This window comes from Micromonospora auratinigra, from assembly GCF_900089595.1.
Lineage (GTDB): Bacteria > Actinomycetota > Actinomycetes > Mycobacteriales > Micromonosporaceae > Micromonospora > Micromonospora auratinigra.
The window spans coordinates 3,766,370-3,783,217 of record NZ_LT594323.1; the positions used below are offsets into that span (position 1 = coordinate 3,766,370).

General features: G+C 71.7%; 22 protein-coding genes. 13 read left to right on the forward strand and 9 right to left on the reverse strand.

Features of this window, described 5'->3' with window-relative positions; translation table 11 throughout:
• The first annotated feature begins 219 nt into the window (after positions 1–219).
• The 3 genes from GA0070611_RS16715 (at position 220) to GA0070611_RS16725 (ending at position 2,165) form a co-directional block, all read left to right on the forward strand.
• Positions 220–1,368, forward strand: coding sequence for a 3-deoxy-7-phosphoheptulonate synthase (locus GA0070611_RS16715; protein WP_197675722.1), 1,149 nt, complete (start codon positions 220–222; stop codon positions 1,366–1,368).
• A 280-nt stretch (positions 1,369–1,648) separates the two neighbouring features.
• Positions 1,649–1,882 carry a hypothetical protein gene (locus tag GA0070611_RS16720; protein WP_407940442.1) on the forward strand — a complete coding sequence of 78 codons (234 nt, stop codon included), beginning with the start codon at positions 1,649–1,651 and terminating at the stop codon, positions 1,880–1,882.
• A gap of 73 nt (positions 1,883–1,955) precedes the next feature.
• Positions 1,956–2,165, forward strand: coding sequence for a hypothetical protein (locus tag GA0070611_RS16725; protein ID WP_091665235.1), 210 nt, complete (start codon positions 1,956–1,958; stop codon positions 2,163–2,165).
• Positions 2,166–2,222: 57 nt separating this feature from the next.
• Here the strand turns inward: GA0070611_RS16725 and GA0070611_RS16730 are convergent, their stop codons facing one another.
• Genes GA0070611_RS16730 through GA0070611_RS16740 form a run of 3 tightly spaced genes read right to left on the reverse strand, consistent with a single transcriptional unit; the run spans position 2,223 to position 3,445 of the window.
• Complete coding sequence (locus GA0070611_RS16730; protein ID WP_091665237.1) at positions 2,223–2,765, reverse strand: DUF1360 domain-containing protein; 543 nt, start codon at positions 2,763–2,765, stop codon at positions 2,223–2,225.
• Positions 2,766–2,813: 48 nt separating this feature from the next.
• Positions 2,814–3,140 (reverse strand): SRPBCC family protein, encoded by a 327-nt coding sequence (locus GA0070611_RS16735; RefSeq protein WP_091665239.1) that lies wholly within the window; start codon positions 3,138–3,140, stop codon positions 2,814–2,816.
• Positions 3,140–3,445 (reverse strand): DUF6158 family protein, encoded by a 306-nt coding sequence (locus GA0070611_RS16740; protein ID WP_091665241.1) that lies wholly within the window; start codon positions 3,443–3,445, stop codon positions 3,140–3,142. Before GA0070611_RS16740 ends, GA0070611_RS16735 begins: the two co-directional genes overlap by 1 nt.
• A 121-nt stretch (positions 3,446–3,566) precedes the next feature.
• On the opposite strand from GA0070611_RS16740, the gene GA0070611_RS16745 reads away from it, so the two are divergent.
• On the forward strand, positions 3,567–3,983 hold the full coding sequence (locus tag GA0070611_RS16745; RefSeq protein ID WP_091665244.1) for a hypothetical protein: 417 nt from the start codon (positions 3,567–3,569) through the stop codon (positions 3,981–3,983).
• A 26-nt stretch (positions 3,984–4,009) separates the two neighbouring features.
• On the forward strand, positions 4,010–4,342 hold the full coding sequence (locus GA0070611_RS16750) for a DUF3817 domain-containing protein (RefSeq protein WP_091665246.1): 333 nt from the start codon (positions 4,010–4,012) through the stop codon (positions 4,340–4,342).
• A 33-nt stretch (positions 4,343–4,375) separates the two neighbouring features.
• Here GA0070611_RS16750 and GA0070611_RS16755 read toward each other — a convergent pair whose 3' ends face one another.
• Positions 4,376–4,897 (reverse strand): DUF6232 family protein, encoded by a 522-nt coding sequence (locus tag GA0070611_RS16755; protein WP_091673039.1) that lies wholly within the window; start codon positions 4,895–4,897, stop codon positions 4,376–4,378.
• A 499-nt stretch (positions 4,898–5,396) separates the two neighbouring features.
• On the opposite strand from GA0070611_RS16755, the gene GA0070611_RS16760 reads away from it, so the two are divergent.
• Positions 5,397–6,362: a C40 family peptidase gene (locus tag GA0070611_RS16760; RefSeq protein ID WP_091665249.1), complete on the forward strand. Its 966-nt coding sequence runs from the start codon at positions 5,397–5,399 to the stop codon at positions 6,360–6,362.
• A 76-nt stretch (positions 6,363–6,438) separates the two neighbouring features.
• On the opposite strand, the gene GA0070611_RS16765 is transcribed toward GA0070611_RS16760, so the two are convergent.
• From GA0070611_RS16765 to GA0070611_RS16780, 4 genes are all read right to left on the reverse strand, one after another.
• Positions 6,439–7,428, reverse strand: a complete 990-nt coding sequence (locus GA0070611_RS16765; protein ID WP_197675723.1) for a sigma-70 family RNA polymerase sigma factor — start codon at positions 7,426–7,428, stop codon at positions 6,439–6,441.
• A 478-nt stretch (positions 7,429–7,906) separates the two neighbouring features.
• Positions 7,907–8,854 (reverse strand): N-acetylmuramic acid 6-phosphate etherase, encoded by a 948-nt coding sequence (gene murQ, locus GA0070611_RS16770; protein ID WP_091665253.1) that lies wholly within the window; start codon positions 8,852–8,854, stop codon positions 7,907–7,909.
• Positions 8,851–9,765, reverse strand: coding sequence for a MurR/RpiR family transcriptional regulator (locus tag GA0070611_RS16775; protein WP_091665255.1), 915 nt, complete (start codon positions 9,763–9,765; stop codon positions 8,851–8,853). The genes murQ and GA0070611_RS16775 overlap by 4 nt, the downstream gene beginning before the upstream one ends.
• A gap of 239 nt (positions 9,766–10,004) precedes the next feature.
• Positions 10,005–10,730: a dTMP kinase gene (locus tag GA0070611_RS16780; RefSeq protein WP_091665257.1), complete on the reverse strand. Its 726-nt coding sequence runs from the start codon at positions 10,728–10,730 to the stop codon at positions 10,005–10,007.
• A gap of 151 nt (positions 10,731–10,881) precedes the next feature.
• Between GA0070611_RS16780 and GA0070611_RS16785 the strand changes: the two genes are divergently transcribed.
• The 5 genes from GA0070611_RS16785 to GA0070611_RS16800 all read left to right on the forward strand — a co-directional run bounded on the left by GA0070611_RS16785 (position 10,882) and on the right by GA0070611_RS16800 (position 13,295).
• Positions 10,882–11,463 carry a nucleotidyltransferase gene (locus tag GA0070611_RS16785; protein WP_091665259.1) on the forward strand — a complete coding sequence of 194 codons (582 nt, stop codon included), beginning with the start codon at positions 10,882–10,884 and terminating at the stop codon, positions 11,461–11,463.
• A 56-nt stretch (positions 11,464–11,519) separates the two neighbouring features.
• Positions 11,520–11,729, forward strand: a complete 210-nt coding sequence (locus GA0070611_RS16790) for a hypothetical protein (RefSeq protein ID WP_231921525.1) — start codon at positions 11,520–11,522, stop codon at positions 11,727–11,729.
• A gap of 10 nt (positions 11,730–11,739) precedes the next feature.
• Entirely contained in the window at positions 11,740–12,471 is a 732-nt protein-coding gene (locus GA0070611_RS16795; RefSeq protein WP_091665264.1) for a metallophosphoesterase family protein, read from the forward strand.
• Between the two features lie 39 nt (positions 12,472–12,510).
• Positions 12,511–12,654, forward strand: a complete 144-nt coding sequence (locus tag GA0070611_RS31130) for a GPGG-motif small membrane protein (protein WP_231921526.1) — start codon at positions 12,511–12,513, stop codon at positions 12,652–12,654.
• Between the two features lie 146 nt (positions 12,655–12,800).
• Positions 12,801–13,295: a TspO/MBR family protein gene (locus GA0070611_RS16800; RefSeq protein ID WP_091665267.1), complete on the forward strand. Its 495-nt coding sequence runs from the start codon at positions 12,801–12,803 to the stop codon at positions 13,293–13,295.
• A gap of 43 nt (positions 13,296–13,338) precedes the next feature.
• Here the strand turns inward: GA0070611_RS16800 and GA0070611_RS16805 are convergent, their stop codons facing one another.
• On the reverse strand, positions 13,339–14,115 hold the full coding sequence (locus tag GA0070611_RS16805; protein ID WP_091665269.1) for a M23 family metallopeptidase: 777 nt from the start codon (positions 14,113–14,115) through the stop codon (positions 13,339–13,341).
• Between the two features lie 273 nt (positions 14,116–14,388).
• Here GA0070611_RS16805 and GA0070611_RS16810 point away from each other — a divergent pair, with 273 nt between their 5' ends.
• Together GA0070611_RS16810 and GA0070611_RS16815 are read left to right on the forward strand one after the other, a co-directional pair.
• Positions 14,389–15,729: an ABC transporter substrate-binding protein gene (locus GA0070611_RS16810; RefSeq protein WP_091665272.1), complete on the forward strand. Its 1,341-nt coding sequence runs from the start codon at positions 14,389–14,391 to the stop codon at positions 15,727–15,729.
• A gap of 68 nt (positions 15,730–15,797) precedes the next feature.
• A complete protein-coding gene (locus GA0070611_RS16815; RefSeq protein WP_091665276.1) occupies positions 15,798–16,847 on the forward strand; it encodes a carbohydrate ABC transporter permease in 1,050 nt (349 codons plus the stop codon).
• The last annotated feature ends 1 nt before the right edge of the window (position 16,848 follow it).

Consider the following 16,848-nt stretch of genomic DNA (forward strand, 5'->3'; position numbering starts at 1 on the left):
CCGGCGGAACGGCCCCCGGAACCCCGTCGGCGATCCCGCCTTGCGGGACGTTCCCGCTGACGCGGTGAGACCGGCCCGTCGCATCGGGTACGCTTTTCGGCGTGACGCGGTCGTATCGATGGTTTAGGCAGCCGGCTGGAGGAGCCGGTGACTCGACCGTGAACTGACGTCACCTCCTCTTCGAGCCGGCCGGGCAGGGATCTCCCTGCCCTTTCGTGTATGAGCAGCCGGCTCGACCTCGGGCGCCGGCCCCGGGGCACGGTCGGCGGAAGGAAGCCCACCGTGACCACCCCGGATGCCCATCGGGTCATCGACCAGCGGATCGACCGTGTCGTCCCGCTCACCACCCCGGCCCTGCTGCACCACCACCTGCCCCTGTCGGCCCCGCTCGCCGAGGCCGTGCTGGCCGGTCGGCGCGCCGTCGGCCGGGTGCTGGACCGGACCGACGACCGGCTGCTGGTGGTGGTCGGCCCCTGCTCGGTGCACGATCCCGCCGCCGCGCTCGACTACGCGGGCCGGCTGCGCGAGGCCGCCGACCGGGTCGCCGACGACCTGCTGGTGGTGATGCGCGTCTACTTCGAGAAGCCGCGCTCGACGGTGGGCTGGAAGGGCCTGATCAACGACCCGGGGCTGGACGGCTCCGGGGACGTCAACACCGGGCTGCGTACCGCCCGGGCGCTCCTGCTCGACGTGCTGCGGCTCGGCCTGCCGGTGGGCTGCGAGTTCCTCGACCCGATCACCCCGCAGTACATCGCCGACACGGTGGCCTGGGGCGCGATCGGGGCGCGCACCGTGGAGAGCCAGGTGCACCGGCAGCTCGCCTCCGGGCTGTCCATGCCGATCGGCATGAAGAACCGCCCCGACGGCAGCATCGCCACCGCGGTGGACGCCATCCGGGCGGCCGGCGTGCCGCACGTGTTCCCCGGCATCGACGTCTCCGGCACCCCGGCGATCATGCACACCCGGGGCAACGCCGACGGGCACCTGGTGCTGCGCGGCGGCAACGACGGCCCGAACTACGACGCGGCCTCGGTCGCCGGGGCGCTCGACCTGCTCCGGGCGGCCGGGCTGCCGGAGCGGGTGGTGATCGACGCCAGCCACGCCAACAGCGGCAAGGACCACCGCAACCAGCCGCGGGTCGCCGCGGACGTGGCCGCCCAGCTCGCCGCGGGCGAGCGGGGCATCGTCGGCATCATGCTGGAGAGCTTCCTCCAGCCCGGCCGCCAGGACCTCGACCCCACCCGGGAGCTGGAGTACGGCAAGTCGGTCACCGACGCCTGCATCGGCTGGGACGACACCGACGAGGTGCTCGACCAGCTGGCCCAGTCGGTGCGGGCCCGTCGGGCCTCCCTGCCCACCCTGGCCTGACCGGCGCGGACGCACAGCGCCGCCCGGCCCCTCGTGAGGGCCGGGCGGCGCCGGTTGTCGGTGTGCAGGTCGCCTCGCGGCGAGTGGCGCGACGCGGCTCCAGCCGAACGGTTTTCCGCGAAGGCAATGGGTGAGGCCCGGGGACACTGGGCACACCGACCCTCCGCACAACGGCCCGACCGCCGCCGGACTTCCCGGCGGTGACGTGTCCGCCGTCACGATCGCCGGTCCGCCGGGCGGCCGACCCCCGGCGACGTTTGACCGATTCGGGCCCGGGTAGCTGATCGGCGTGACGGACGAGGCACCCACGACCGAGCAGCCGGACACCCGGCCGCTGGACGAACTGCTCGACGACATCTACCACGGCCAGGAGCGGATCAGTCAGGCGGACATCTACCGCCGGGCGGTCGCCGCGGAACTTCCCGCGGAGCTGCTCACCCGGATCGCCGCCCTCCCGGAGGGCGAGTACGCGGTCGACGAGGCGGCCGACCTGCTGGGCGGCACCGCCGCCTGAGCGGTGCCCCGCCGCGCGCCGCCGGAGCCGCGCGGCGCGACCACCCACCCCGGAGCACGGGAAGGACAGCGCGATGACCGACCGGAACCAGGAACACGAGCAGCTGCCGGCGCTGGGGCAGCCACCGGAGGGCGTGGACACGCTGCCGGAGCCGGACTTCGCCAACGAGCACGAGGAGACCGCGGTCTCCGACGACATCATCACCGGTGAGGACCGCGAGGAGCGCGAGCCGGAGACGTCGCGCGGCTGGGCCGGCGAGGACCACGGCACCACCCCCACCTGAGGCCCGAGCACGCGGAAGGGGGGCCGTCGCGGCCCCCCTTTCCGTCGTACCCGTGGGTCACTTCTCGTCGTGGTGCCCGCCCTCGGCGGCCTGCTGCGCCACCGCGTAGCCCATCTGGAGGAAGTCGGAGGCGGCCACCGCGGTGAGCGCGGTGGCGACCAGGCGGGTCAGCCGGGGTGCCAGCACCAGGCCGCCGGTCAGCCCGGTGGCCACCCAGACGGCCAAGCAGAACGGGCAGCTGACCAGCTCGCCGAGCGCGTGCCGGGTGGGGCTGCCCTGGTCCCGGACCTGCTCCATCACCTCACCGCTGCCGATCGGATGGTCGTAGCGGGTGAACGGCGCCCGCAGCGGGCTGGTGATGGCGTCCTTGGACAGCAGCCGGCTCAGCTTGTGCGTCGCGACGGAGAGCAGCAGCACGTCGCCCGGGCTGGGCCGTTCCGGCACCGGTCGCCCGGTGGCCCGGACCAGGCCCACCAGGGACGCGGTCACCGCCGCGTACGTGCCCATCGCCTTCAGGTAGCCCTCCAGCGGCCGCTGCTCGTTCGGCGCGTACGCCTGGCGCAGACGCGCCACCTTCTGCTTCAGACCACTCCCGGCCACCCGGCCTCCTCCGTTCTCGTCACGCCTGTCCTCGTCACGCCGACCGGATCAGCCGGCGGTCAGGTTGTCGGCCACCTCGCGGGCGAGGTTGGCCAGGATCTCGTCGGCCAGGCCGTGGTCGGGGCCGGAGAGGTCGAGCGTGACCCGGGCGCCGCCCGCGTCGGCCGGCTCGACGTCGATGTCCGCCGCCCAGCCGTCCCCGTCGCTGGTCCAGCGGGCCCGCATGTCGTCGGCGTCGACCACCTCGACCCGCTGCTGCGTACCCTCCCGGCGCAGCGACTCGGGCAGCCACGCGGCGGCCCGGTCGGGATCGGTCGCGGTGTTGAACACCACCTCGGGTGGCGCGGACATGCCGCGCTCGGCGTGGGTCGCCATCACGCGCCCCGCAGTCGGGCCGGGTCGACCTCGCGTCCCGGGTGCCGGGCGAGGTACTCGGTCTCCAGTTCGGCGGTACGCCGCAGGTGGTTGGCGAGCGCGGAGTCGGTGGCGTGCCGCAGGGTGTCCAGCCGGGTCCGGTGCAGGCTCTGCATCTCGCGGACCAGGTCCTCGTCCCCCAGCTCGGTGGGGTCGATGCCGAGCGCCTCGCCGTCGGTGGTGTCGGTCCGGGTGTGGTCCCCGTCCCACTCCGGCATCCGTTGCTCCGGGCTGGCGTCCCCGGTCCGGCGTACAGATTCGGTCATCGTCGCCCCCTCGTCTCGTTCGGGCTGGCGTCTAGACGGATGCCCACCCGTGGTCGCACCAAACCCCGCCACCTACGACACCGCGTCGGAGACGGGCCGGGGCCCCGGTACCCTCGATGGCATGAAACGGCTCTGGACACCGGCGTGGATCGTGCGCCACGTGGCCATGGTCGTGCTGGTGATGGGCTTCCTCGGGCTCGGCTGGTGGCAGGTCACCCGGGCCGCCGAGGGCAACTCGCTCAGCTTCGGCTACGCGATCGAGTGGCCGGTCTTCGCCGGCTTCGTGGTCTTCGTCTGGTGGCGTGAGGTGCGGCACACGCTGCGTGGCGGGCGGCGGCAGACCGCCACCCCGCCGCCGGCCGCCGCCGGGTCCGAGCCGGCGACGGAACCCCTCGGGGTACGCCGACCCGTGCGGGTCAGCCGGGTGCCGATCGCCCCGGTCGACGGGGCGCAGGACGGCGACCTCGCCGAGTACAACCGCTACCTGTCATGGTTGAACGCCAACCCGGGCGCGCGACCCGGTGACTATCCCGGCTGACGCCGGCTTCGGAAGGACGGACGACGGTGGGCGGAGCCCTTACCCGGTACCGCGTGATCGCCTGGATCGTGGGCGTGGCGCTGGTGGTGCTGGTCCTGATCGGCATGCCGCTGAAGTACTTCTTCGACAGCCCGACGGTGGTGGCCGTGGTCGGCACCGCGCACGGCTGGCTCTACATGATCTACCTGGCGTTGACCTTCGACCTGTCCCGGCGGGTCGACTGGCCGCTGAAGCGGATGCTGCTGGTGATGCTGGCCGGCACGGTGCCGTTCGTGTCGTTCTACGCCGAGCGCAAGGTCAGCCACTGGCTCGCCGCCCCGCAGCACTCCCGCGCCCCGGAACCCGTCACCACCCCCTGACCTGACCCACCCCGCCCGGCGGCACCGGCCCGGTCAGCGGGTGGGGCGCCAGACGGGGGCGGTGGCGGGCGGGTCCTGCCAGGCGCCGAGGCGACTGCCCTCGCGGGCCCGCTGGACGGCGCGGGTCACCTGGCCGAACTGCCGCTCGTCGTCGCTGCTGAACAGCAGCACCTCGGTCCCCCGGTGCCAGCCCCACAACTCGTACGCGGGGGGCCGCCAGCGATCGCCGAGCAGGACGAGCAGGAGCGGCAGCAGGCCCACCACGCCCAGGGTCAGGTACGCGGAGGCGGTGAGCCGCTGGAGCCCGCCGGTGAACCCGAGCAGCACCCCGACCGCGCCGATCAGGGCGGCGCTCACCGCGACCGCCCGGAGCGCGAGCCGGTCGTGCGGGCCGCGGGCGGTCCGCAGCCGGGTGAGTTCGGCGACCGGCCAGCTGGTCCGGCCGACCGTGAACCGTTCGGCGGTGACCACGATGCCGGGTCGGGCGTAGAGCAGGGTCGGAGCGCTTCGCCGGGGTGACCCGGGCGGGCGGGTGGTGGAGCCATCGGTCTGCACGGCGTCCTCCAGGGATCGCGCGTCGGGCTCCCGGCGCACCGGCGAGCTGCGCCGATGCCGTCTGGCGGGATTCCCGGGTCCGCGCTTCATTGTGTGGCGGGCGCGCCAGCCCGGCCCGGCGTTCGACCTGGTCAGGTCGACGCGGGCCAGCGTGGACGCCGCCGGGAACCGCAGGGCGTTCCGGCTTTATCCGGATTTGGCACGGGGGCGCGTGGCGACATCCGTCGGGAACGACGAATGGGGCGAGCCAGGCCAACCGCCCAACGGGTACCGGAGCCCGCACCGCCGGCCGGTGATCCGGTCACGAATTGTCATGGTCACCAGGGGCACTTCCTGACACTTTGCCAACATTCGCCCCTGCTTCAACTCCCGCCTGCTGCCGTCTCGGGTTAGGTTGTGCAGGCCGGTCCGGTCGACCGCCGTCCACCCGGACGGCCCCGGGTCGGTGTCGCCGGCGGCGCTCCGCGCTCCGGCGGCCGTGGAGAGGAGCTTTCCGCTCTTGTCGTCCTTACGGATCCTGCTGCGCGCGTTGGCGGTCGCCGGCCTCTCGGCCGCGCTCGTCGCCCCGGCATCGGTGGCCCGGGCCGAGCCCACTCCCGCCGAGCTGACGAAGCAGATCGAGAAGTCCTCGACTGAGCTGGAGCGAATCGTCGAGTCGTACAACAAGCTCAACGAGGAGATCAAGACCAACAAGGCCACCTCGGCGACCCTGCAGGCCCGGATCGGCCCGTTGCAGGAGCTGGCCGAGCGCAGCCGCGCCGACGTGGGCCTCCTCGCGGTCACCGCGTACAAGACCGGCGGGATGCGGACCGCCCGCGCGCTGCTGGAGCCGGAGGGCTCGGCCTCGCTGCCGGAGCGCCTCGGCGCGCTGGACCAGCTGAGCCGCCAGCGTCAGGCCACCATCAGCGGGTTCACCGACAACCAGCGCAAGCTGATCGACCAGAAGACCCGGCTGGACACGACCCTGGCCCGGCAGGCCGCCCAGGCCAAGCAGCTCGCCGCCGGCAAGAAGAAGATCGAGACCGACCTCGCCAAGCTCTACCAGCTGCGCCGGCAGGCGTACGGGCGGGCCACCGAGGCGCCGGCCCGGTCCAGTTCGGCGGGGAGCGCGCCGGCCATCTCCGGCTCGGCCGGGGTGGCGGTGAAGTACGCGTACGGGGCGGTCGGCAAGCCCTACGTCTACGGCGCCGACGGCCCGAGCGGATACGACTGCTCGGGGCTCACCCTCGCCGCCTGGCGGGCGGCCGGCAAGTCGCTGCCGCACAACGCCGCGATGCAGTGGGACGCCACCACCCGGATCAGCCGCAGTGCGCTGAAGCCCGGTGACCTGGTGTTCTACTCCGGCCTCGGGCACGTGGCGCTCTACGTGGGCAGCGGCCAGATCATCGACGCGCCCAGCGCCGGGCGCAACGTCAGCAAGCGGGGCATGGACATCATGCCGATCGCCGGCTACGGCCGGGTCTGAGCGGTCGGCGAACACGGCGAACGGCCGGCGTCCCCCTATCGGACGCCGGCCGTTCGTGTCGTCAATTGTTACCAGGTCAGGCGGCCTGCAACCCCTCGGCGCGGGCCAGCTCACGGAGCCGGCCGAGGGCCTGGATCTCCAGCTGGCGGATCCGCTCCCGGGAGAGCGAGAACCGCGAGGCGACCTCGGTGAGCGAGTGCTCCCGCCCGTCCTCCAGGCCGTAGCGGGCCCGCATGATGCCGGCCGAGCGGTCGTCGAGGTGGTTGAGCAGGCCCTCGATCCGCTGCCGCTCCAGGCCGGTGAGGACGATCTCCTCCGGCGACGGCGCATCGCTGTCGGCGACCAGGTCACCGAGGTTGGTGTCGCCGTCGTCGCCGACCGGGGTGTCCAGCGAGACGGTGTCCTGCGACCAGCGGACCAGCTCGTTGACCCGCTCGACGGTGACGCCCAGCGCGGCCGCGATCTGCTCCGGCTCCGGGTCGCTGCCCAGCTCGCGGGTGAGCTGACGGGCCACGTTCCGCATCCGGTTGACGTCCTCGACCAGGTGGACGGGGAGCCGCACGGTCCGCTCCTGCTGGGCGATCGCCCGGCTGATCGCCTGCCGGATCCACCAGGTGGCGTAGGTGGAGAACTTGTAACCACGCTCGTAGTCGAACTTCTCGACGGCCCGGACCAGGCCGGTGTTGCCCTCCTGGATCAGGTCCAGCATGGGCATGCCCGAGCGCACGTAGCGACGGGCGATCGACACGACCAGTCGGAGGTTGGCGCGGATGAACAGGTCCTTCGCGCGCTCACCCTCGACGACCAGTCGTTCCAGGTCCTCCCGCTCCACGCCGGCCGGGACGCGGTTCTCGCCGAGCAGGTGCTCGGCGTAGAGGCCGGCCTCGATCGCCTTGGAGAGGTCGACCTCCCTGGCGGCGTCCAGCAGCGGCGTCCGGGAGATCTCGTGCAGGTAGACGCCGACCAGGTCCCGCTCCTCGGCGACCTCGTCGGTACGCATGCCGATGTTCTTGTCCACGATTGCCACGGTCCCCTCGCTCGCGCCGGTTGCCCGGTTCCTTGCCATCCCCACGTTCATCAGCCCTCCCCGTAACCTCTGCTGTGCCCGTAGGTGCTGACACCTACACAACAGATGAGACGTGTCGGGGATTCCATGTCGTGAGTCGAAACTGTCACGAATGCCTGAGTGGTAGCTGAGAGCCCGGTCCATGTTTGCTGTCAGGGCCCCGTTCGGCCGACGTCCGTACGCCCAGGTGAGCAGGGCGACGGAGCAGCGCAATCAACGCCGGCCCATGGAATCGCACCATTGCGAAATCCATGAACACAGCGACCCGCGTCACCGTGCCATTGCGATCCTGGTCACTGGCAGATACGGGTCGGCGGACCGGTCGGTTCAGCCACGGTCCTGGATTACCCCACGCCTCCTTGAACAATCCGCAGCGGGAGGGACGTCCCTCCGACAGCGTGATACGCGTCGCACCGGGCGTACGGATGCGGGGCGGGGCGGGTGGAACCGGCGGGGACCGAGGGGCGGCCCCGGCGAGTCAGGAGGCGAGCAGGGCGAGCGCGCCGCGTACCTGGTCGGCGGAGCGGGCCAGCGCGGCCCGGGCAGCGGCGACCTCGGCGCCGGAGACGAGGGAGACCAGCGCGGTCTTCAGGTCACCGTCGGCCTCGTTCAGCGCGGCCCGGCAGACCTCCTCGGCGCAGCCGGTCGCCTCGACCAGGATGGAGATCATCCGACCGCGCAGCTTGGCGTTGGTGGCGACCATGTCGATCATCAGGTTCGAGTAGACCCGACCGAGGCGCACCATGACGGCCGTGGAGAACGTGTTGAGCACCAACTTCTGCGCGGTGCCCGCCTTCATCCGGGTCGACCCGGTCACCACCTCGGGTCCGGTGTCCACCCCGATGAAGACGTCCACCGACGAGGCGGCGTCGGCCTCCGGATTGGCGCAGAGCAGCACGGTCGAGGCACCCTGCGCCCGGGACGCGGCCAGCGCCCCGAGGACGTACGGGGTGCGTCCGCTGGCGGCCAGCCCGACCACCAGGTCGCCGGGGCGTACGCAGTCGGTGGCCTCGGCGGCACCGCCGCGCTCGTCGTCCTCGGCGTCCTCGACGGCCCGCCACATCGCCTCCGGCCCCCCGGCCAGGTGCGAGCAGAACCAGTGCCGCGGCGAGTTGAAGGTGGGTGCGAGTTCGGCGGCGTCGAGCACGCCCAGCCGGCCGGAGGTGCCGGCGCCGAAGTAGTGCACCCGGCACCCGCCGCGCAGCGCGGCCACCGCCAGGTCGACGGTCTCGGCGATCTCGTCGAGCACGCCGGCCACCGCGGCGGGCACCCGCCGGTCGGCCTCGTTGATGACGGTGAGCACGTCGCGCGTCGACATCAGGTCGAGGTCGAGGCTCTGCGGGTTGCGCCGTTCGGTGGGCGCACCGACCCGCACCACCGGCCGCGCCACGGCCACCTCGTCCGGCTCGACCCGGCCCGCGGTCATCCCCGCCTCCGGCCGGAGCCCACCCGGTGCGACTGGACCGCCTCGGCTGTCGCCTCCAGGGCCTTCTTGGTCCTGGCCCGGCTGCGCGCCGCCACCCCCACGAAGAGGCAGTCGACGACGGTGAGCTGGGCCAGCCGGCTGGCGGTCGCCCCGGAGCGGTAGGTGGTCTCCCGGGCGGCGGTGGTGAGCACGTGGTCGGCGACCTCGGTGATCGGCGAGCGCGGGAAGTTGGTCAGCGCCACGGTGGTGGCGCCCCTGGCGCGGGCCTGCTCCAGCACCTCGATCACGTCGGAGGTGGTGCCGGTGTGCGAGATGCCGACCGCGACGTCGCCCCGGCCGAGCAGCGCGGCCGAGGTGAGCGCGGTGTGCACGTCGGGGAAGTAGAAGGCGGTGCGCCCGATGCGGTGCAGCTTCTGCTGGAAGTCGGAGGCGACGAAACCACTGGCGCCGGCGCCGTAGACGTCGATCCGGCCGGCCGCGCCGATCGCCTCGACCACCTGCTCGCAGACCGCCGGGTCGAGCTGCTCGGCGGTCTCCTCGACCGCCCGGGCGTCGTTGAAGGCGATCGTCGCGATGATCTGCGCCAGGTCCGCGCCGGGCGGGATGTCGCCGCCCACCACCCGGGCGTCCGGCGGCTCGATCCGGCGGGCGGCCTCGGCGGCGAGCCGGATCCGCAGCTGGGGATAGCCGTCCATGCCCACCGACCGGCAGAACCGGATGACGGTGGCCTCCGAGGTCTCGGCGGAGGTGGCGAGGTCGGTGATGGTGCGCCGGGCGGCATCCGCCGGATCGGCGACGACCAGTCGGGCGACCCGCTGCTCGGCCGGGGACAGCGACGGGAGCAGGCCACTGATGTGGACGATCAGTCCACCCGGCTCGTGACTCGCAGAAATCTTCGGACTCTTCGCCACGGATGAAACTTACTTTCACGAGGCCGCACCGTCAACCATCACGCCGCGTATCGGGAAAAGTACCCCCTTCCGCGCGGGCCCGTGCCGGCAAGGGTCCCACCGCCGCAGCCCCCACCACCTCCCCCGCTCCGGTGGAGCCCCCGCCCCCGGCCCGGGCGGCGGATCGGCCGTCCACCAGGGCATCACCGCCGGACGGCCGTGGTGGGCCGCCGGACGGGCCGGCGACGCTGCCGTCCGGGCTACGGTCGGGCCCGAGCGGGCACCGGGCCGTCCCGCCCCGCGCCGGCGTCGTCCGGGGAGGGGCCGGCGTCGCCGGTGGGCCACCCGGTGCCGTCGGGGAACCACTCGCTGAGATGGGCGCGGATCCGGCGGGACACCTCGTCGGGCGAGCCGTTCGCGTCCACCACCACGAAGCCGGCGTACTCGGGCAGGGTGCGGTAGGCGGTGGCGGCGGCGGTGAGCCACTGCATGCTCTCGTGGTCGGTGCCGCGCCGCTCGATGCGCCGGTACGCCTCGGCCGGGTCGACGGCGAGCAGGAAGGTGACCCGGGGCGGCGGGAAGACCCGGTAGCCGGCCCGGGCCAACCGCTCCCAGCGCTGCCCGCCGTGCGCCCGGATGCTGGCGTACTGGCAGGCGGCGTAGCGGTCCATCACCGCCGTCCGGCCGGTCAACAGGCAGCTCAGCAGGGCGAGGGCGATGGCGAGCCAGCGCAGCACCGACTCGACCGCGAGCAGGCCGTCGCGGCCGACCAGGCGCTGGGCATCCGATCGACCGAGGCGTTGCGCGATGCGGCCGAGCCAGCGGCGGCCGCCGGCGTTGCGGTGGTAGGTGGCGGGGTGGCCGACGGCGGTGAGCGCCTCGGCGAGCCGGTGGGCCTGGGTGGTCTTGCCCGATCCGTCGATACCGATCAGGGCGACGGCGCGCAGTCGGGCCCCACCGCGCCGCACCCGTCGTGACCTCACCACCTCCCCGAGGTTATCCGACCCACGCTCGCAACCGGCGTTTTGTCCGCATTGTGGTCGCCGCGCCGGGCCGCGACGGCAACAGGTGTGGCCGACCGGTTCGCCGGGTACGCAACTTCATTCCCACCGCCCACCACGACGACGGGAGACCCTGATGGCCGAGCGCGGGGACGAGACCCTGGTGCACACGCTGAAGAAGGTCGCCGCCGTGCTCAAGCAGTCCGAGATCCCCTTCGCGCTCGGCGGCAGCTTCGCCGTGTACGCCCACGGCGGCCACTCCAGCGAGCACGACGTGGACTTCCTGCTCCGCGAGCAGGACGTCGACCGGGCCCTGGAGGCGCTGGTCGAGGCGGGCTTCACCGCCGAGCGCCCGCCCGAGGACTGGCTGGTCAAGGTCTACGACGAGGGACGCATGGTGGACCTGATCCACCGGCCGATCGAGACCCCGGTGACCGAGGAGACCTTCGCCGACACCATCGTCCGGCCGGTCGACGCGATCCACATGCCGGTGCTCTCGGCCAGCCAGCTCATGGTGCACAAGCTGCTGAGCTTCTCCCAGCACTACTGCGACTTCGCCCGGGCCCTGCCGCTGGCCCGTTCGCTGCGGGAACAGATCGACTGGGAACGGGTACGGAAGGAGACGCAGCACTCGCCGTACGCCGAGGCGTTCCTGGTGCTGCTCGACCGGCTGGACGTGCTGCCCGACGGCGCGACCGCACGAAGGGAGACCGCGTGACCGCACATCACGGCGACGCTCCGCCCGACGAGTACGTCGAGGCGGAGATCCAGAGCATGCTGGCCGAGGACCCGTCGGTGGCCGAACAGGGCATCACCGTGGTCCGCCGCGAACGCGGCCTGGTGCTCTACGGCGAGGTGGAGAGCGAGCACCGCCGCGAGGAGATCCTGCGCCGGGTCTCGGCGCGCTTCCCGGACGTGCCGGTCACCAGCGACATCGGGGTGATCCGCACCGAGGCACCCACCCAGGTCGAGGAGCTGCCGTGAGGGAGGTTCGATGGTGATCCGGATCGCCGCGGTCGGCGACGTGCACCTGGACGAGGACGTGGTGGGCCGGTTCCGGCCGGCCCTGGAGGAGCTGCCGGACTGCGCCGACGTGCTGCTGCTCGCCGGCGACCTCACCCGGCACGGCACCGAGTCCGAGGCCCGGTGCGTCGCGCAGGAGTTCGGCGACCTCGGGGTGCCGGTGCTCACCGTGCTCGGCAACCACGACCACCAGTGCGACCAGGTGCCGCAGGTGGTGAAGGTGCTCCAGGACGTCGGCATCACCGTGCTGGAGGGCACCGGCATCGTGCTGGACACCCCGGGCGGCCGGCTCGGCGTGGCCGGGGTGAAGGGCTTCGGCGGCGGCTTCGCCGGGCGCTGCGCCAGCGACTTCGGCGAGCCGGAGATGAAGGCGTTCGTGCAGACCACCAAGGACAGCGCGGACGCCCTCGGCGCGGCGCTGCGCGGGCTGGACTGCGACACGCTGGTCGCGCTGACCCACTACTCCCCCGTCCCGGACACTCTCGCCGGCGAGCCGCTGGAGATCTACCCGTTCCTCGGCTGCTACCAGCTCGGCCAGGCGATCGACTCGGCGCCCACCGCGCTGGCCCTGCACGGGCACGCCCACCACGGGACCGAACGGGGCACCACCCCGGGCGGGGTGCGGGTCCGCAACGTCGCCCACCCGGTGATCAAGCAGGCGTACAGCATCTTCCACCTGGGAGATCATCTCGACCGTTCATGAGGTTTGGAACGACGCACGACGGGTATTGATGAGAGCATGTTGAGCCTGCTTCTTTGGATTCTCGCAGTCGTACTGGTGGTCGCCGGCGTGCTCGCGCTGTTCCGGCGGCAGATCCTGTGGGGCGTCGTCCTCATCATCGTCGGCCTGCTGGTCGGCCCGGGTGGCGTCAGCATCTTCACCTGATCCGCGCCTGTCGGTATCCCGTTGACCCGCCGGGGTCGTCGGTTCCGGATGTCCTGTCCTCCCAGACGGTCGCCCGGAATCGGTGACCCCGGCGTTTTCCCGTTCCGGGCCCGTTTCTCCGGCGCGCCCACCGGGCATCCGGGGACATGACCATCTCGGGAAGCGTCCGCCGGCTCGGCCGGGCACGGAAGTGGTGGGCCCTGGCCGGCTTCGGCGCGGCGGTCACCGTGGCGGCGGCCGTCGGCGGGCTCGGCGTCCGCGGCACCCAGCAGGAGTACGCCGACCTCCAGCAGCCCTCCTGGGCCCCGCCGTCCTGGCTGTTCGGCCCGGTCTGGACGGTGCTCTACGCGCTGATCGCGGTCGCCGGCTGGCTGGTCTGGCGGCGGGTCGGCTGGGGGCCGGCGCTCTGGGCCTGGGTGGTCCAGCTGGTGTTGAACGCGATCTGGACCCCGCTCTTCTTCGGCGCCAGCCGGTACGGCCTGGCCTTCGCCGAGCTGGTCCTGATGTGGCTGGCCATCGGCGCGACGGTGCTGCTCTTCGGGCGGGTCTCCCGCCCCGCGGCCGGGCTGATGCTGCCCTACTGGGCCTGGGTCACCTTCGCCGGCGCATTGAACTTCGCCATCTGGCGCCTGAACGGCTGAGCCGTGCGGGGCCGGTTCCGCCGGCCCCGCACGACCCGTCGACTCAGCAGCGGGGTACGCCGGGGATGTAGCCGTCGTAGCCGGTGTACACGTACGCGTCGGAGATGTACCGGCCGGTGCCGATCCGGTCCCAGATCGAGCTGGTGCCGTACGTGCCGGTCACCGTGGTGCCGCTGGTCTGGCAGTAGATGGTCACCTTGGCGCCGTCGGCGACCGAGCCGACCGCCGAGTAGCCGGTGCCGGGGCCGGAGCGGACGGTCAGGTCCGCCCCGGCGGTGTTCACCGTGCCGGCGCCGTAGTTCGAGCCGGAGCAGCCGTTGTCGCTGGTGTAGGTCTTGGTGCCCCAGTAGAGGGCGAGCGCGCCGTTGAACCGCGCCTGGATGTCGTTGCCGTTGAGGCGCTGCTCGTAGTGCAGGTGCGGGCCGGTCGAGCCGCCGGTGCTGCCGACGTAGCCGATCACCCTGCCGTAGCCGACGGTCTGCCCGACCGAGACGTTGAAGCTGCTCAGGTGGGCGTAGTACGTGGTGTAGCCGTTGCCGTGGTCGATCCGGACGTACTTGCCGTAGCTGGTGCCGCCGAGGTCGGTCACCCGGTCGACGGTGCCGGGGGCGCTGGCCACCACCGGGTCGCCGAGGTCGTCGGTGCGGTTGAAGTCGATGGCGTACGCCGGGCTGTGGTCGGACCGGGTCTGACCGGACCAGGACTGGTTGCACGGGAAGGGGACCTTGAAGGTCGGCGCCGCCATGGCCGGGGTCGCCGGCACCAGGGTCGCCACGAGGACCGCACCGACGGCCGCGAGGCTGAACCACCGCTTACGCATCCACTGCCTCCTATGTTGATATTCTTCGATCAGGTGGCAATAGCGTGACAGAAAGTTCCATAGACGGGAACCCCTACGTCGCTCGCGTCCCGTTCGAGGGAGAGTCGAGCCGTGGGAGCGCACCCACGGCCGGTGAGCGGGTTTCGGGATTGTTACCTGGCCGTGTCCGGCAGGGGGTGGACCGGACGCGATGCAAGCGCTTACATGTGGGGACGACCATCGGACCGGCGCGGGTTCGATTTCCCCCACGCGCCGGCAAGGAAGGAGATCGGCATGGCGTTTGCCAAGTCGCGCCAGGCGCTCGCGATCGCCGGCGTGCTGGGGCTGGCGCTCGGCGCCACCGCCTGTGGCACCGGCAACGACAAGAAGAGCGACAGCGCGGGCAAGCCGGAGTGCGCCCCTTACGAGAAGTACCAGGGCCACGACGGCAAGAAGGTCACGATCTACTCGTCCATCCGGGACATCGAGGCCGACCGCCTCGCGCAGTCCTGGAAGCAGTTCGAGGACTGCACCGGCATCAAGATCGACCACGAGGGTTCCGGCGAGTTCGAGGCGCAGCTCGGTGTCCGGGTCGACGGCGGCAACGCGCCCGACCTGGCCTTCATCCCGCAGCCGGGTCTGCTCAAGCGGTTCGCCGACTCGGGCAAGCTCAAGCCGGCCGGCGCCGACACCAAGGCGATGGCCGAGCAGAACTACTCCGCCGACTGGCTGAAGTACAGCACCGTCGACGGCAAGTTCTACGGTGCGCCGCTCGGCTCCAACGTGAAGTCCTTCGTGTGGTATTCGCCGAAGACCTTCAAGGAGAAGGGCTGGACCGTCCCGACCACCTGGGACGACATGATCAAGCTGAGCGACCAGATCGCGGCGAGCGGCACCAAGCCGTGGTGCGCCGGCATCGAGTCCGGTGACGCCACCGGCTGGCCGGCCACCGACTGGATCGAGGACGTGATGCTGCGGACCGCCGGTCCGGAGGTCTACGACCAGTGGACCACCCACGGCATCAAGTTCAACGACCCGCAGGTCGCCGCGGCCGTCGACAAGGCCGGCACCATCCTCAAGAACGACAAGTACGTCAACGGCGGCTTCGGCGGCGTGAAGAGCATCGCCACCACCTCCTTCCAGGAGGCCGGCACGCCGATCCTCAAGAACAAGTGCGCCCTGCACCGCCAGGCGTCCTTCTACGCCAACCAGTGGCCGAAGGGCACCAAGGTGGCCGAGGACGGCGACGTCTTCGCGTTCTACTTCCCGGCCATCGACCCGGCCAAGGGCAAGCCGGTGCTGGGCGGCGGCGAGTTCGTCGCGGCCTTCGCCGACCGTCCCGAGGTCCAGGCGGTGCAGACCTACCTGGCCTCCGGCGAGTACGCCAACAGCCGCGCCAAGATCGGCGACTGGGTGTCGGCGAACAAGAAGCTGGACATCAACAACGTCCCGAACCCGGTGGACAAGCTCTCCGTCCAGATCCTGCAGGACCCGAAGACCGTCTTCCGCTTCGACGGCTCGGACCTGATGCCGGCCGCGGTCGGCGCGGGCACCTTCTGGAAGGGCATGGTCGCCTGGATCAACGGCAAGGACACCGCCACGGTCCTGAACGACATCGAGAGCAGCTGGAAGTGATCTGAGACGGTGGCCCGGCCCGCTCGGGCCGGGCCACCGTCCTCAGCCGAGCCCTTGAAGGAGGGTCGATGGAGTTCGACTTCGCGGCGGAACAGCCGAAGTTCCTCATGCTGATGTACGGGCTGATCGCTTTCGTCGCGGTGGTGGGCGGTCTGCTGCTGCTTCTCGACGTGGTGCCGGCCTGGTTCGCCCGCCGCCGGGAGGCGCAGCTCGTCGCGGCCTCCGCCAGCGGCGCCCCGCTGCCCCGCCGGCGCAAGCCACGGGAGGGCGTCTTCGCGCTCTTCTTCCTGCTGCCGACGCTGCTGCTGCTCACCATCGGGCTGGTGGTGCCGGCGATCCGCACCACGCTGCTCTCCTTCATGGACGCGGGCAGCAACGACTGGGTGGGCCTGCAGAACTACGGTTGGATGTTCTCCGAGGACTCGATCATCCGGGTCCTGCTCAACACCCTGATCTGGGTGCTCCTGGTGCCGCTGGTGGCCACCGGGTTCGGCCTGCTCTACGCGGTGATGGTGGACAAGGCGCGGTTCGAGGCGGTCGCCAAGTCGCTGATCTTCCTGCCGATGGCCATCTCGTTCGTCGGCGCCAGCATCATCTGGAAGTTCGTCTACGCCTACCGGGGCGACGACCAGGACCAGATCGGCCTGCTCAACCAGATCGTGGTCAGCCTCGGCGGCGAGCCGAAGCAGTGGCTGCTCGAATCGCCGCTGAACACCTTCCTGCTGATCGTGATCATGGTGTGGATCCAGGCCGGTTTCGCCATGGTGGTGCTCTCCGCCGCGATCAAGGCCATCCCGGCCGACATCGTCGAGGCGGCCCGGCTCGACGGGACCACGCCCTGGCAGATGTTCTGGCGGATCACCATGCCGAGCATCCGGCCGGCGCTGATCGTGGTGGTGGTGACGCTCTCGATCGCCACGCTCAAGGTCTTCGACATCGTCCGGACCGCCACCAACGGCAACTACGACACCAGCGTCATCGCCAACGAGATGTACAACCAGGCGTTCCGCTACGGCCAGAACGGGCAGGGTTCCGCGCTGGCGGTCTTCCTCTTCGTCCTGGTGATCCCGATCGTGATCTACCAGATCCGCAACCTGCGTCAGCAGCGGGAGGGCTGAG